Annotated in this window: 12 protein-coding genes; 5 read left to right on the top strand and 7 right to left on the bottom strand. The window is 53.1% G+C overall.

Annotated elements, in window-relative coordinates; genetic code table 11:
* Positions 1 to 101 precede the first annotated feature (101 nt).
* Positions 102 to 605: a 2-C-methyl-D-erythritol 2,4-cyclodiphosphate synthase gene (gene ispF / locus SH528x_RS31030; protein WP_442507296.1), complete on the bottom strand. Its 504-nt coding sequence runs from the start codon at positions 603 to 605 to the stop codon at positions 102 to 104.
* Between the two features lie 254 nt (positions 606 to 859).
* On the opposite strand from ispF, the gene SH528x_RS31035 reads away from it, so the two are divergent.
* A complete protein-coding gene (locus tag SH528x_RS31035; RefSeq protein WP_442512213.1) occupies positions 860 to 1879 on the top strand; it encodes an ABC transporter ATP-binding protein in 1020 nt (339 codons plus the stop codon).
* A gap of 107 nt (positions 1880 to 1986) precedes the next feature.
* Here SH528x_RS31035 and SH528x_RS31040 read toward each other — a convergent pair whose 3' ends face one another.
* Positions 1987 to 2523, bottom strand: a complete 537-nt coding sequence (locus SH528x_RS31040) for an NUDIX hydrolase (protein ID WP_442507297.1) — start codon at positions 2521 to 2523, stop codon at positions 1987 to 1989.
* A gap of 74 nt (positions 2524 to 2597) precedes the next feature.
* On the bottom strand, positions 2598 to 3863 hold the full coding sequence (locus SH528x_RS31045; RefSeq protein ID WP_442507298.1) for a hypothetical protein: 1266 nt from the start codon (positions 3861 to 3863) through the stop codon (positions 2598 to 2600).
* Between the two features lie 271 nt (positions 3864 to 4134).
* Between SH528x_RS31045 and SH528x_RS31050 the strand changes: the two genes are divergently transcribed.
* From SH528x_RS31050 to SH528x_RS31060, 3 genes are all read left to right on the top strand, one after another.
* Positions 4135 to 5583 (top strand): hypothetical protein, encoded by a 1449-nt coding sequence (locus SH528x_RS31050; protein WP_442507299.1) that lies wholly within the window; start codon positions 4135 to 4137, stop codon positions 5581 to 5583.
* Between the two features lie 130 nt (positions 5584 to 5713).
* The gene (locus SH528x_RS31055; RefSeq protein WP_442507300.1) at positions 5714 to 7057 is read left to right on the top strand and encodes a HEAT repeat domain-containing protein; all 1344 of its coding nucleotides are present in this window, start codon (positions 5714 to 5716) and stop codon (positions 7055 to 7057) included.
* Between the two features lie 242 nt (positions 7058 to 7299).
* Positions 7300 to 8040: a hypothetical protein gene (locus tag SH528x_RS31060; RefSeq protein WP_442507301.1), complete on the top strand. Its 741-nt coding sequence runs from the start codon at positions 7300 to 7302 to the stop codon at positions 8038 to 8040.
* 127 nt (positions 8041 to 8167) lie between these two features.
* Here SH528x_RS31060 and SH528x_RS31065 read toward each other — a convergent pair whose 3' ends face one another.
* Positions 8168 to 11593: an NACHT domain-containing protein gene (locus SH528x_RS31065; RefSeq protein WP_442507302.1), complete on the bottom strand. Its 3426-nt coding sequence runs from the start codon at positions 11591 to 11593 to the stop codon at positions 8168 to 8170.
* A gap of 648 nt (positions 11594 to 12241) precedes the next feature.
* Here SH528x_RS31065 and SH528x_RS31070 point away from each other — a divergent pair.
* On the top strand, positions 12242 to 13309 hold the full coding sequence (locus tag SH528x_RS31070) for a helix-turn-helix transcriptional regulator (protein WP_442507303.1): 1068 nt from the start codon (positions 12242 to 12244) through the stop codon (positions 13307 to 13309).
* On the opposite strand, the gene SH528x_RS31075 is transcribed toward SH528x_RS31070, so the two are convergent.
* The 3 genes from SH528x_RS31075 to SH528x_RS31085 form a co-directional block, all read right to left on the bottom strand.
* Entirely contained in the window at positions 13257 to 14312 is a 1056-nt protein-coding gene (locus SH528x_RS31075) for a hypothetical protein (protein WP_442507304.1), read from the bottom strand. The genes SH528x_RS31070 and SH528x_RS31075 overlap by 53 nt on opposite strands.
* Positions 14309 to 15028, bottom strand: coding sequence for a class I SAM-dependent DNA methyltransferase (locus SH528x_RS31080; RefSeq protein ID WP_442507305.1), 720 nt, complete (start codon positions 15026 to 15028; stop codon positions 14309 to 14311). Before SH528x_RS31080 ends, SH528x_RS31075 begins: the two co-directional genes overlap by 4 nt.
* Before the next feature lie 81 nt (positions 15029 to 15109).
* On the bottom strand, positions 15110 to 15760 hold the full coding sequence (locus SH528x_RS31085) for a hypothetical protein (RefSeq protein ID WP_442507306.1): 651 nt from the start codon (positions 15758 to 15760) through the stop codon (positions 15110 to 15112).
* Positions 15761 to 16306 lie beyond the last annotated feature (546 nt).

Here is a 16306-nt window from a genome sequence, read left to right on the forward strand (position 1 = left end):
GGAAAATGACTTTCAGGGATGCAAACGATTCCGACGTGGAATCGTATCTTCGTGGGAATCGGGGAATTATAGAGAGAGAAGGCGATCAAGTAGAGGGCGATTTAAGATTCCCGTGTGCTGTAAACCAGCACGACGACTCGGGCCGCGATCGCCGTCGAGCCGCCGATCGCCCCAATCCCTTCTCCCGTCTTTGCTTTGATCCCCACGCGGTCGACCGAGATATCCAACAACTGGGCAATCGTTTCTCGCATTTGATCCAAATGAGGTGCCATTTTGGGGCGTTCCGCCAAGATCACACAGTCGAGATTGACGATCTCCATGCCGTGATGGCGAATACGGCGAAGCGCTTCGTGCAGGAATTCACTACTGTCGCGATCTCGGTTTTCCTCCGCATTGTCGGGAAATAAGCGGCCGATATCAGGCTCAGCGACCGAACCCAATAACGCATCGGTGATCGCATGCAGCAAAACATCGGCGTCACTATGGCCGATCGCATGCACTTCGGCCGCAATATCCATCGCTCCGATCCGCAGCGGCCCCCCATTTCCAAGCCGGTGGGAATCGTACCCCAGTCCAATACGAATCGCAGGAATCGGCGTGCTCATGTGGGGGAACTCCAGAGAGGGGATTGATAGGGGACGACGAAAAACAGTGGGCAAAAACACAGCTCAAAACAAAACATCCCCAAATACTGACCATCTTGCTAGCGGATCCGCCCCACTAAAAAGCATTGCAAACAAATGTGCGGGGTGGATTGGATGTCGGCACGGGGGATCTACAGTCTTTGACTTCGCACCCTACAATAACCGACCATAGCCTCCGCGCGATGTACCGACCTTTGCTCGAGTCAGCCGAATTCATGTCCATTATCGAAGTCCGTCAATTAACGAAGTCCTACCGCGTCTACAAAAAACGCGAGGGGCTTTCCGAGAGTATCCGAGGACTGTTCCATCGTGAATACAGCGAAGTGGAAGCAGTTCGCGGGATCGATTTGGATGTCCAGCAAGGTGAATTTGTGGCCTTTCTTGGCCCCAATGGTGCCGGCAAGACGACCACACTGAAATTACTCAGCGGGGTGATCAATCCGACCAGCGGCACTGCGTCGGTGATGGGATATGTCCCCTGGCAGCGCAAAAACGATTATCGTCGCCGATTTGCCCTAGTGATGGGCCAGAAAAACCAACTTTGGTGGGATTTACCCGCTCAAGAATCGTATCGGCTGCACCAGCAAATCTATGGAATCGATGCGGACCAGTTCAAAACAACGCTCTCCGAATTGACCGACCTGCTCGATGTCGGGCGACTTTTGAGCCAACCGGTGCGAGAATTGTCACTCGGCGAGCGGATGAAGATGGAACTGATCGCGGCACTGCTGCACAGTCCCGAGGTTTTATTTTTGGACGAACCGACGATCGGACTCGACGTGATCGCCCAGCACAACATCCAAAAGTTCTTGCGGTACTACCAAGAGAAACGCAAGATCACGATCCTGTTGACCAGCCATTACATGAAAGACATCGCGGCGCTTTGCAAACGGGTCGTGATCGTTGCCGATGGTCGCATCGAGTACGACGGATCGCTGTCAGGAATCATCGATAAATTCTCAGGTTCAAAGATCATCACGCTACAGTTCGCCGAAGGGCATCGTCCATCAATGTCGGCGTTTGGCGAAGTCTTAGACGAAAATTGGCCCAAAGTGCGAGTGCGAGTCAATCGCGCGGACGTGCCGCGAGTATTAGCGGAAACGTTGCGGGACAATCCGATCGAAGACGTCGCAGTGGAGGATCCTCCGCTAGAAGATGTGATCGCCGATCTGTTCCGGGAAACGTCGGAACGCAATCTGCAAAATGCAGCCAACGTCGCCGCAAGCAGTCGCTAGAAAATGGCAGTTTGACTTCCACACATTTCAGGCGACGTTCGTCGCTCCGTGGAGAACAATTGTCCTCAAATTTTCCGCCATAGCAGCTGGCTCAGGAAGTAAAACGATCACGCACACTCGCTGGAATTGATCCAATAGTCGATAGCGATTCGGTTGGACGGAAACGCCATGTTATCAAACAGGGACGAGGCTTTATCAACATAGCGGAACTCGGTTAATTCCGATTCTTGCAGCGCAATCTCGCTGGCGTTGCTGACTTTGCAAACAAAAAACAGATCGATTACCGACACAATGATTCCACCATAGCGGTAGTCATTCGGATGAGACATCAAGAAGTCATGACTCGAGACTTTCAATTGAGTCTCTTCGAAGACTTCCCTCGTAAGAGCAAGTTCAATCGTTTCACCGCGATCGACAAACCCGCCCGGCAATCCCCATTTTCCCTTTTCCGGATTGCGAGCTCTGCGTACCAAAAGTAATTCATTTTGCTCGTTGACGACGAGTGCTCCTACAGCACCGCAGGGACCAAAGAAATTCGCAAAACCACATGAACTGCAGCGAAAGGGAATACTGCCGATTTTTTTGTTGGGGACTCCACAATGCGGACAAAAGCGATGCGCAATTTCAATGGCAACTTCGGTCATTCGTTTGGGCTTTGCTTAAGTTTTGAAGTGCAAAAGACGTACTGAATCGCATGCGGTCCGCACTTTAGACGGGGTTATTGCGGCTCGGAATCGGCAACTAGCCTTGGAAACGTGCCACCGGCAAATTGAGCTGCACGCAGAATTCCGCAACTCTCGAACGATCGGCTTAGATGCTCCAGTGCATCAAGTGACTCAACCGCGCCAAGGCCAAGTGACTCCACCACCTCAGAACCTAGCTTGCTGTGCAGCAGCAGACGGTATTCGCTACGTACTCGCTCGACCGCATCGGCAATCGCAATCGAGTCGTCCCAGATCGTAAAACCATCTTCGGATTGGCCCAGCAGCGAGCTTTCGGAGAGTCCTTCGAGGTTCTCGTCTTCGTCAAACGAGGAACTCAAATCCTCGAGTTCTCGATCACTGCTCAATCGCAACACCAATCGATCGCTCGGCGGATGATCAATCTCGCTCCACAGCACAATGGTGCCCCCCGGCGTCGTGTGATTCACCGCTGCAGAAATCGCACGCGCTAAATTGGCCCAAGAGTTCTGTTGCCTCGAACCCTCAATGGTTGCGATCACCAAGGGTGCCGCAGGAGGGAAATCGTCTGCGGAGTGGCGTGGTCGTTCAAACCAGCGACGCGTCGCCTCGGGAGTGCCGGCAAAGATGCCGCCTACATCGCCCTCGGGAGTGGAAGCCACCGCCAACAAGACTTGAACACCCAACATCCATCCGACGTGCGACTCGTTCGACGTTTTTTTCTTTGTCGACGGCTGTTGCAGTGATTTCTGGTGCCGCAATCGAGTGTTGGAATCCGCCAGCATCGGGTAGACGCCGCTCAGTTCATTGTCGCCTACCGCATCGCCCGGCCGTGCCGCCAGGATCGGCAATACCAGATCGGCATCGGCGAGAAAGCGGTTCAAGTAAATGGGGTCCGCATCGATGTCGGCACCGAGATAACGCAGCAAGTCGCGTTTTTGCGAGTCATGACGAATGACATGTGCAATCGTTTCGAATTCGCTTTGCAATTGCTGTAAAAGTTCATCGTCAGTTTCGTCCCACAGCACGATATCAATCGTTTCGACATCGGCTAGTTCGATCTCCAACAGCACGCCACGAATGACTTCGCAAACATCAGGCACGTTGGGGTCCACCGCCAACGCGATTCGGTCGCCCGGCGCGATAGCGGCGGTCACCGGCGGGAAATCGGCAGGGGCTCTCAGTGCCTCGCGAGTCGCGTTGGCGACATTTCCGATGCGTTGGCTAAAGGCCGTTTCGTATTGCCAAACTTCGTTAGCAACGATTTTTTCAGCGACCTGAGCGGAGTTGGTAGATTGGTTCAATGCAGCGTTCTCTGCCAGCGGGGAGTGCGATGGGCGAGCGGATTATCGCTCAAAATTGATCAACAACGACGTTTCCGCCGATAGATAGACATCTATTCTCTTGAAAACGACGTCGCTCGCCAGCACCCAACGAAGGCAAGGGAATGAAGTCGGCGATTTCACTGCCGCAGCTGCGATTGTGACCAACCGGCCCGTTTTCGTAATCTAACGAGATGGACCGTTTACCCTTGCTGTTGTCTTGCGAATTTCTGCTCGCAAATAGAGGATCCCAATGAAGCGAATTCTTCTTTGTCTGTCGCTTCTCGGCGGATCGCTGTTCGCTGGTTTGATCGCGGGATGTGATTCGGCGGACGATGTCGTGACCGCCCCGTCGGATGACATATCCACCGGCTCGGTTCGTACGGTCGCGTTCCGCCAAATGAATCCGCGGGATTATTTGCAAGCAATCTTCTCTCGCTATCACGCTGCCGGTTCCTACCGCGACGAAGGGCTCGTCCGGCTGACGGTTCCGCAGACAAGCAACGCACAATCCGAAACCAAGGTCGCCCCGCTGAGCGTTTGGACGAACCACGACACGGTCTATTTGCAAGCATACGACACGCGGCTGTGGTCGGATTCCGAAGGCTTAACGGCGTGGATCGTCGATCCTTCGACTCGCAATTATGATTCGCAGGTTTTACGAGCGCCACCGATTGGCCGCCGACCTGAATTAAAACAACTGCTGACCGATCCGATTCTGGTCGAACAAGTCGCCGCTGGATTGGCGGGGCCGCCGCCTCAGTTGGAGTGGTTATTCGCGGAAGAGCCAATGAAACAGCTGTTTCTTGATGAGCACAAGTTTGCCTTTGGCCAGCAACAAACGATCGAGCAAACGCAATGTCAAGAAATCCAAGTACAAGCGGGAGAGCAGCAGTACGTTTTTTGGGTTGATATCCACAGCGGATTGATCCGCCAAGTCGATTTGCCATCGATCCCTGCATCGGCCAGTGCGGATCCGGCCAATATAGATCCGGCGGCACCCTTGATCCGTTTGACGCTGGAGCTGCGCGGAGCGACGTTTGATGTGCCAACGACGACTCCGAAAGCCGACTCGTTGCCGGAAAACCCAAAATTTGTCGGCCAGTTTGTGCCGCTGCCTCCTTCGCCGCCCCCGGCGATCCTGGGAACACGGATTGATAGCGTCGACCTAACCACTTCGGATCGAAAGTCGTTTCAATTTTCAGCGAACCGGTCCGAAGCGAAACCCGCCGTGACGGCAATGGTCTGTTTTGCCGACGATGTAAATGCTTTCAATTCAGCAGTGGTGCTGCAGCAGTGGAGCCAACAGCTGCCAGCAACATTGGCGGACAAGACTCGAGTCGTGCTGTTGCTTCATGACGCAATCTCGCTTCGTGATGAAGTCAAACAGTTGCTGCGGGAATCCATCACGCTGCCGCTGATTTGGGATCCGAAAAACGAGTTAGCTAGCAAGCTTGCGATCGCTCCTGGCACGCTATTGCTCGTCGACTCTGCGGCTCGAATTGTCTGGATCCAACCCGGGGTGACGCCGCAATCGCTTCCATCGCTCGGGGCGATTGTGAGCGATATCGCGAGCGGGGTTGATATTCCGCAGCGGATGAAGGAGCAGCACGACCGTGACGCCGCAGCGTATCAAAGCGTTTTGCGCGACGAATACAAGAAATTAGTGGATCAGGGACTCGTTCGCTCGTCGCCGAAATGACCTTGCTTCGAGAAGCCGTCTGTCACGACAATCGGGGCCCCGCAGCCTCCTTGATTCTGGTGATTTTGACATGCAATCCGGCGACCCAAACGATCTCCCCAATCCCTTTGCACTTCATCTCAATGGATCCGTGAAGCGATCGGGAAAATCGGGCTCTGGCGGGCACGCGTTCAAGGCGGCGCTAAAGCTCTTTTTGATCGTGGCGGTCCTGTTCGGCGGAACGTTGGCGCTTGGCCGATACAGCAAGCAGTGGATCATTTCGCATTTGATGCGAGGTTTTGACGATCTGGGAGTCGCAGAAAAACAGCAACGGCTGGTTCAAATCTCGGAACTCGGTATGCCTGCGACCGGTTTGATGGTCCGTTCATTGAACGACGATTCCGCCGAAGTTGCACGTACCGCATACGAATTGCTACGCGAGTCACAGAATTCGTGGACCGCGCTCGATTGGAATACCGCTCGTCAACATCACCATGCCATGGTGACCGCGATGGATTCGATCGCCGCTACGCTTCCCGATGCCCGCACTGGCTGGACCACGGGACTGCTGCAGCAAACGATCATGGAATCGGTTCAAAAAGACGACCTCGAATCCAAATCACTTTACAACTTGGCCACTACCACGTTGTCAAAAATGTCTCTTACCGAGGGTGCGGTGCCTGGCGTGATTGACAACGATCCGCTGGTTCCGGGACAACCGGTTCGCTTGGCGGTCCGCACTAAACCGCTGCCGGTCGCGGATACAGACGCGATGGATACTTGGACCGATTGGCCGCTTGCTAAGCCGGCAATCATCTCATCCGGAGGACCGGGTGCGAGTGAATCCAGGTCGAGCGAATCTCGCGATGCCACAAACGCTGCTGCCAATTCGGCGAATGCGCCGGCGTCCGATTCCAGCCGTGGCGAACCCTCAGCATCGGTTTATCGCTCGTCTGCCACCTTACTGAAACCCGTGTCGCCGAACGAACCAATCGTATTGAAGGACGTTCATACCGCTACGGAACAGTCGCAATCAATTGCCTCGTCAGGATCAGGACGCCGACCCGTTGCGGCGGCGACCGAGGTGATGCCGACAAGTTTTTTAACGCAGTCGCCGCTGGAAACCTACGCCACCGAGTCGGTCATCTACTGGCTCGGCAGCGACGAAGCGCTGCTGCGTGACAAAGCCAGGAACGAATTGATTCGTCGAGGTTTTTCGCAACGCCAACTCCAAATCGCGACCCATATTGTCGCGGCGGATGTTGGCTCGCGTCTTGAATTGGTGGACACAATTTCGCGATCCGATATCGACGACCCGCGGCCTTGGTTGACGCTCTTATTAAACGACGACAATCGCGAAGTACGCTTGCGAACGATTTCAGTGATCGCCACGATGAACGATTCCGCTATGAAACAGAAGCTACGATCACGGTTGGCTGACGAGCGAGATCCGATCGTCACCTCCAAGATTCGCAGTGCGTTACAATTAAGATAACGTCGACGCCGCAGGAATTGCAATCGACACCGTAGGATCGTTTCTCCAATCGTCATCAGGGATCTCACTGGTTCGCTTCGTGCTTTTCAAGCAAAGCCAATACGACGTTTTTGCAGAGGCGTTAGCGAACTGGTCGGAGAAAGGTTGATCGAGGATGGATCCGCAAAATGAAGACGCATGCATTCGTGTCGAGTACACTGGGAAACCGAAAACCTGTATTTCCTCGTACGAGTCTCGTTCTCATGCTGCTCTTCTCTCGCAAGCTGATTGTTATGTCCTTGGTGTTGACCCTCGGAGGACTCTTCGCAGCCAACGTCGGATTGGCACAAACCGCCGAAATGCGGCGTGCAATGAAACAGCAACAAGAGTACCAGAAGCGTTTACAGCAGCAACGCAAAGAGGCTGCTGAGAACTCGCCCACGTTACCTTCGGACCCAGAATTGTTGGGCTTGCACAAAGAGTTCATTACCAAGGCGGAAAAGCTTGCCAATGATTATGAGAAGAAAAAGCAGACCGCCGAAGCCCGCCAAGTTTACGAAGCGATTGTGCGACTGGTTCCGAAATACCAACCAGCCGAGGAAGGCGTCAGCCGGATGATCGCGGCCCAATCGGTGCAAGATCGCAAACTAACCGAAGTCGTGGCAAACCGTGGTTGGCAAGATTCCGGGGTCACCTTGGCTCAAGGGATGCCGGTCCACATGGAAGTCAAAGGGACCTGGAAAGTCGTCGTCGAAACCGACGCCCGAGGAGTGGAAATCCCCAACGAAATCAAACCCAAAACCAACGACATCAAACTCGGTACCCTGGTCGGCGTGATCGCGACGTCACCCGCAGAATTGGATTCTGAAAAACCGTTTGCGGTAGTGAAGCAACTCGATTTCATCAACAAAAAAACAGGTCGATTGTTTTTAAAAATGTTTGATATCGACCCAAGTGACAACGAAGGAAAAATCCACGTGTTGATCCAGAGCACCTTTCCGTGACTTTACCAGGTAGACAGGAATGATTGGGAAATTCCCAATAGCCGTTTGGGTGTCAGCCATGGTTGATCATGGGAACCGTGGCTAGCGCCAAAACGGCCAACGTACAGATAGTCTCTTGCCTACCTGCTTAGCGTGGTTTTCGCTTATGGATCCCAAGGCCAAGCTGTTGTAAATGTGCTAGCAGCTCCGGGCGGTCCTCGTAGCGTTGGACCACGCGAGCGAGGTTCTTTTTCCAACTGGCAAAACTCGGCGGTTTCCCCTCCTGGTAACAGGACCACAGACGCTCGCTTAAGTCGGTATTCAGATCCGATGCCATCAGGGTACAAATGGCTTCGTGCACCTGCTCTCGCTCGGTAAGTGCATAGTCGGCATCACCTTCGGAAACCATATGCCAATAGCTCAGAAAATCGTCGCGTTGTCTCGGAGGCAGGTCCTGCACGATCTCGTCAATCACATCCGCATCCGCTGCGGCACAGCAATTCAGCGACGGTAAAACATCAGACCGGACCGCGATTTCGATGCCATCCTTATCAAGGATGCGATCTTTGAATATCAGCCATCCCTTTGCAAGGGCGGCGTCTTGCAGTGCGTTTTGAACGGGACGACACGAGGGCTCGTAACGAAGCAAGATTCCAGGGGCCACTTCGACCAAACATTTCGCAATCGATGTGGCAAATCGTTCCCCTTTCATCAAAGCGTCGTCGGACGCATGACGCGAGGATCGTGGCGAAACCAAGCCTAACGCCGCGTCGAGAACCTTATTCAAATGCACTCGCTTGCCCTCGCCAGGCACAGCCACAAGAATCCGTGCGGCGAACAAGACACTATCAATGTCATGCAATTCAGGCGTCTTCGTGAATCGGACCACTCGGTTCATTACCGCAGTGGCGACACGGTAATCGAACCACAGAGCAAACTCCCGTTCCCAATCCGGTCGAAAATATTCGGCGAGCAGCCCTCGAAGATGGTTATGATCACTTTGCAGAGCCGATAGAGTCAAGTCGTTGAGGAATCGACTCATTTGTTGACGTTGCTCAGGCGATCGCATCACCATCGAACTAAAATACGCGTGCAATCGCAATGACCGCAGCTCCTGCGATGCATCTTTGATTATTTGTCGTTCAAGCCAGTTCAAATCCAGTGCAATCTCACGTTCGATAGCGAGACGCAACAGTGCCGATTGCGTACGTGAACCTTGCTCGAGTTGGATTTCGTCTACCAGAAAATCGACAAGTGAGCGATCTGCCGATTGGAGCGAGATTTCGATCGCTTTTGCACGCAGGTCATCGTGCAATTCTCCAACGCTGGCAATTTCCATCAACACGTTTGCACCGTCGCAGACTGGCTGTCCCGCCAGCGTTTCGATGCCGTGCTTCACAACCGGATAATTTGCAGGAAACGCAGCCAATTGACGCAGCACCCCATCACGCTGGATCGGACGGAGAGGGGCGTCACCATGCTGCTTCGTCGCACTTCCATTACCCTCGTGCGACGGAGATTGAGAGTCTGTCGGTGTTGCCGAATCCAGGTTGCAGCAGGCGTCATGGGGTACGTATCGACGAATGAGCTGCAGGACAAATTCGTCTAAATTGTGGTTGGATGTTGTCTTCCAAATCAAAAACGCAGGATCCAACTCAGCCAATGTTTCGACGTACATCCGCGTCGCATTCGGATTGCAACTCTCTTCGGTCGAATGCCAAAGCTTGTTACGGATCAACTCGATCATGCTCGACCAATCCGACAGCGAGTCGTTTGGATTAGCACTTCGTTGAGCGTGGCGGGACACTATCGCGAGCTTCGCCAATCGCAGCAGGATCTGGTGAAACGCATCGCCACTGCGCAACCAATGTTTTGTTCGTTCTAGACAGACATTACGAAATGGCTCACTTAGAACGGCTGCGTGGTTTAATATCTGTGATCGATTCTGTGATTGAATCGCTTGATCAAACAAGGCGTTCTGCAACGAAACGTCATCCAGCTCAGCAACACGCAGCGCCGCAAAATAACTTTGAAACGCTTGGTCTGAAAATTGGTATTCGTCGATCATGGCGTTGCCTCGATTCAGCAGCCGGCTCGAAAATATCGCTGACTCCGATACACCAATAGTCGCAGTAGCCTGTTGCACGTCGATTTCGTGAAACAAGGCATGCTCACGCTGATGCTCAAATACTTGTTTGTGTGAAAATAGGCTCAGAGCTTGTAAATGCTGCAGCTTGATTTCGTTGGCGTGGTCGCCCGAAAACTGAGGGTATTTTCGCATCCAGGCGACAAGCTGTGCGATCACACCCGTTGCTAAGGGGATAGTATTGCTAGATGCTGCATCCGCAAAAACGTGAACGATTTGCCCGAGAAACAGAGGAGTTTTCGCAAGCGTCCGAAGCTCGGCCGATGATTGGATTCGAGCAACGGCTTGTGTTGCATCCGGCACGCGTTGATGCGTTTGGGAGAGTCGGCTGGCAAAGATGTTTTTTGTCAGTTGAACCATTGAGCGATTTTTCAGCTCGCCGATGCGGTAGAAATCGACGTCCTCTCGAACACGTAACGACTGTGGTAGTCCCGCCGGCCGCGACGTGATCAGCGTGACAAAGACATCAGATTCACGTTCCAATTGCTCGCGTAGATTCGCACGTTGTGCTGCGGGGACCTCGTCCCATCCGTCACACATCAAAAGCACTCGGTTCTGGTCACGCGATACATGCCGAAGCCACGCCGAAGCGGCAGACGGATCGAGGTCCTGACGCCCTAGTGATGTAAAGAAAAACTCAAGCGGCGAAAGATCGGGTTGCTTGGCCAGTGCCTGAGCATAGTCCTTCAACTTGATGACGACGGGGACATCGAAGTCACCGATGCCTGATTCGGCAATGGTGTGAGCCAACCACTGAACCAATGTAGACTTTCCGCTTCCCGGGGCACCCACAATAACGCAGCGTTGGAGTGTGCGAGTGACTGCCGTGCGGGGATCTTCTTCGTACCCTAGATCCGTTTGCAGAAACAGTTCGACGAACATCTCGTGGATTGGGACGGGTTTATCGCCTGGCACCACCGAAGGGATGTGGGTCCAGCATTGCTTTCGGTGCAACTGCTCGAACCAAGTCTGCAATCCATAGACACATTGATGCTCGGAACCGGTGGGAAGGTGGGTGACCGAAGAGGACGGCACTTTGAATTGTTCGGGAATTGTCTGGCCGCCGGGTTGAGCAATCGACACGGCAGCGGCGAAATAGTTGGGCACCTTTGCCGGTTTCCGTTTCCGCAAACGCAGCCATCGCCGAGTTACCTCTCGCAACTCGTCGATGCTGACGGATGGGGCAGCAGGAAAATGCTTACACCACATCTGGACGATCGACTCAATTTCCGACCGATAACGGCGTGGCAAAATGTCCAACAGGATTGCAAGCGATTCGACACGATGACGAAGGGATCGTTCGTCAATGCTCCCTGCACTAGTCGATTGACACCACATTCGACAAGCTGCGTCGCCCCACTCGGCAGTCGCCAGCCACACGAACGCCTGTTGCATTGGGGATTGAGCCTCGATCATCTTGGCCTCCATGACTTATGATTTCAAAAGCAACGTGTCTAAAGGGGGAAATCCTGGTGACGCGTCCCAACTGTCCCCGCCGCATGCATTGCGTATTCAGAGTTTCAGTAACTCTGGACTGCGTTTCTTTTGGGATGTTTGCCTGGGATACCGATAGTCCCCTGCTTTCCTGCAGGAAACGCATCGTCAAGCACTAGGGCCGGTAAGTGGCATGCGATAAATGGGGGTCCAGGCGTAGGTAGCGAGACGACACTACCCGTTGTACCACCTATTCCGGGGCTCAATTTCCCAATGAAGAATTTTCCATTTGGGTACTTATTCCGGGTCGGTAAACTGGAGAAACACGACCGCCACACGTGGGACGAAAAATCGTTAATGGTGTTTAAGAAGAGTCCTTAAAGGCGTCATCAACGACTAAACCTAGCAAAAGCAACTTGATTAACGTGATTTGCAATGCCATAAGGGGTGCTGTCAAATAGGGTAAGCCGCGACTTGAGGCGATGCCCCAATGGTCGGTCATACACGACCCGCCTCAAGTCTCCGACTCGCCGAACGCTGCAGACTACAATAAGATTCAGTTTGTCGTGCGCAATCGATGCGCAAGTTGGCCGGATCGGTCGTTAATTCCAGTTAAATCCGCTCACCTGCGAGTACCGTGAAATGCCCAAAGGCAGCATCAAAATCAGTCAAACGCGAAAAGAGCTTGGGCTCTCACAACTCCAACTTGCAGTTCAAGCGGGCGTTGCGGTCCGCACGTTGCAATTTGCCGAAGCCGGAAAGCAACGTTTGTCCGTAAAAATGCTCCGCCGAATCGCTGAAGCTCTGTCACTTCCTTATGAGGAAGTGATTAGCGACGTTTCGCAAAACGATGACCAATTCGACGCTTGGCCTTGGTCTTTATCACAGTTCATCCAGAGCAAAACGGTTCCTGGTGACGAAGCATTTTGTGAAAACGAAGAAGACGCGTGCAGCGTGATTCAACGAATGCGAGAGAGTTGGCGGATGCATCTTGATGGCGGAGACCCGTGTGAAGATGACGCCTTGTTTGATGCTGCCAACGAAAAACTGAACGAACAGTACTTTAGCTACGAAGAACGCTACCTGTCGCTTTGGCGAAGGCATCCGCAAACGATTCTGCTTGCTGCGGCCGACGGAAAACGCAACGGGGCAAGTGTCGTACTGCCAGTGACCGATTCAGCCTACGAGCGTCTTCGTGATGGAGAAATTTCGTTCATGGATATCGGCCCCGATGACATTTTGGATGAAAGTCAGAACTTGGTGCTCGATTCGGCCGTCGAGTTCAAGGAGGGCAGTGGTTCAGCGTGGTACAAAGTGACCGACAGTCTTAGCTACGCCGTTTTCTGTCAGATTGCAATGCTATCCGTCGATCCCATGTCAGATGATTTCCGCATGGTGTCCTTCGGTGCAAGTGCGACGAATATCCGGCGGCTTAAATCGATTGGATTCCAAGAATCAACAAAGACGATGCCGACGTTTAATTTTCCGATCTGTGAATTCGCTCAAGAACATGCGGATGAATCGGACGACACCTACACTCGCGTCTCCACGACCACTCACTACGCCCACCTGTTTCATCGTGTCGTCGGATCGCGTTTCCGGTCGGTCACGCGGCGACGAGTGATCACAGGTGCACTGAGTACCTTTCAGCGCATCGTCAAACCCGCAAACGACGATACCATATATGACTCGACTTGCTCGGTGGCGTAGCGGTTCTGCGAAGTGCTTGATTCCATTTTGGTTTGCATTGCATTGAACCGCCATGTTGTTCCCAAAATCGGAAATAACGTTGCTCCCTCGCTGTATCCCTGTTCGTCATTTTGCTGTTCGTCATTTTGCTGTTCGTCACTTCGCTGTTCGTCACTTCGCTATTCTCTGAATCGTTGTTGTCGATCCACTCTCGTAACTGACAAACAACAACGGACTCCGCCTCCGCGAGGTAACCGGTGCGGCGACCCCAATCTTGCGATGACCAGGACTCAAGTTGGTCACGCACTTGGGGGCTCATCCGTCCGTGGCCGCTTTGGATCAACCATTCTCCGTTGATTTCGTCGGCAAAATCCTCGGTCACGATTTCGCGTCCATTGTCATGACGCAATGCGAGTTGGCAGCTCGTTCCCAGCACCGAAGCCGTGACTTCCGAAGCGACCTTGCGATAACGAGGGTGTCCTGATTCGAAACGATCCATCGCGGCGAAGCAGGTATGACCAATTTCGGCGACGCCGTAGCAGTGCAGATACTCGATCTCACATCCGACTTGCGCCAAACAATCACGAATAAAACATTCCAAGGACAACGGAAAGTAGTAGCCACCCGCGGCCCATAGCAAACGCTTCGGTATTTCCTTTTGTTGGCGGAGAGTGCGTAGCAGCAAGTCCGCGCCCGCCAACGGTTGTGCTGCCATCACGACGGTTCGATTCTCGAGTGCCGCTAAGCGCATCGCACGAACAAACGTCGGGGGATGCAAATACGTGTCCACTAAGGGAGCAAACCCGTTCAATCCCAATGCAGCGGGATACGCACTGATGATCAATGAGTCAGGCCGCAACCAACTGGCAAGTTCGGGGAACGATTCCAACAACTGGGACAAACGTTGGTTGTCCGATTGCCCCAAAACTCGGAATCCGTAGGGTTCGAGCGACGTCGATCCTGCGGCGTACGACAATTGGTTCGCTCCGAGTTCCGTTCGAGTCGGGTGAGGCGGCTGGATCATCGGCGTTTCCCGTACAAAATTTCAAAGGGTGGCTCTGCAACCAAGCCAGACAACCGGTCTTCGCGAACAAGCGTTCCCTTGACGTCCCAGGTCGACAGATCAAACCACTCGCGAAAGAATTTCATCAAAAAGAACGGTTGCCAGATTTTGGTCCGAATCCAAGTTTCGTCATAGGAAAAAATGCCCTCGGTCCATTCGCGTTCTTCATGCGTCCACGCCTGATGCCACTGAAAATCTTCGCGGGCAATCTGTTGAATCCGACGTGATGTGAACGAGTCACCTGGAACGACGAAGGCAACAGCTCCACCAGAAGGCAACAGCGAAGCAATTTTCACGGCCGCAGCCTCGAGATCTTCGACCGAGTGGACGTGGTTCCAATACCACGCAGCACTGATCAAATCAAAGGACTCGTCGGGTGCATCAAAGTCGGCGAATGTCGAACAGACGTAACGAGTCCGAGGGTCTTCGTTTTGTGAATTCGCAATGTCGATTAAGTCTTCGGAACTGTCGACTCCGACGATGGAATTGGCGAACGGTTCTAGTATTTGTGTTGATTCACCGTGACCGCAAGCAATGTCGAGCGCCGATTCACATTGCTGCGGCACCAATTGCTGGAGCGCCAATTCATGGCAACGATGTACCGCGTCGTAATACTCACGAACACAGGTTACTGTGGATTTGTATTGGTCATAGTTCGTCCATCGATACACGGTCATCTTAAAAATCCTTGGAGCACAAATACCAAAATAGGAAAACGAAAGTGGAGGGTAGCTTCGACCGGTGTCACCGGGGTCAAACTAGGAATGGATCATTGGACTGACCCGACAAGTCGTTACAACTTCTTCCATCGGCAAGATGTCATCAAGGGTGATAAAAATGTCGGTACAGAACGATTTTCGGTGTGGATCAGCTGACATCACCATCACGATGCTGTCGGTTCCGAGAGTTGGATGAATAAAGTCCGAACCTTCGACCACGTGGTACCCGATTCGCCGATAGAACGAGGCGAGTTTTTTGTCTGCGTTGATTAGATTCAAACGAGAACCGAGATGGACTTGATCACGCCAAAACTCGCGTACCATGGTTCGCAGAGTTTTCATTGATGATCCTCCGTTTCGATTGATGCGGAACTTGCATGTTGAAACAAGACAGTCGTGATACCTCGCCATGATTTGCGGAGAATAAACATGGGCACAATCAATCTCGCCATCACGAGGCCGCGTCGCCGTCATCGCGCCAACGGGTTGCCCGTCGTAAAGCAAACTGTAGTGAAAGCTGTACGAATCAAAATCAAAATAGGACTCACCGCCACCATCACGACGCACTTGCATTACTTGCTCGTGTACTTGATTGTCCGTCCCAAAGTCACGTGTGATGGTCAGGTTCAGCGAGTCGTCCTGGAACAGAAATCGATATTGGCCGGAAACGGCCACTTCGCTAGAACGCATTCCGAATCCATGCCTCGAATGCTCCTTCAGTGCGAGTGTTGCCCACAATCATCGCGGCAAGCGAAACGGTAAAACCTTCGACGAAGGAGCAGTCTCGATGGCCTTACACTTCTATGGGCGAAGGGACATCACGAGACATCCGCGGGACATGTGGGTGTCCCCGCGAAAAAACGGCTAAACGAATGCAGAACAAGGCGAATGCGAGCGAGTGAATGGCATCGCAACCTGAACAAATGACAACTCGCGACCGTCACTCGTCACCTCGCTTTGACCAGGAAACGCGCGGTTGTAGGTGAGTCGCCTCTCTCGATCCGAGCGATCAGCAGACTTAGTTCGAACGCGAGAAAAAAATTGCGAAAGAATGCATTCCATGTCACTTCGCTGTCCCGCGATCGGTAATGTCGTCTTGCTGATTGGGACTTGGTTTCGCGTAGCGTGGTTGACGTTGGCCATAACACGACCCGTCAACGAGCAAGCTATACTGCTGTTCTCAGTGCAGCGAGATACGGCGGAGGTCCACTGGAACGACAAACAAACAGATCCGCG

The organism is Novipirellula methanifontis (assembly GCF_052161655.1).
Lineage (GTDB): Bacteria > Planctomycetota > Planctomycetia > Pirellulales > Pirellulaceae > Novipirellula.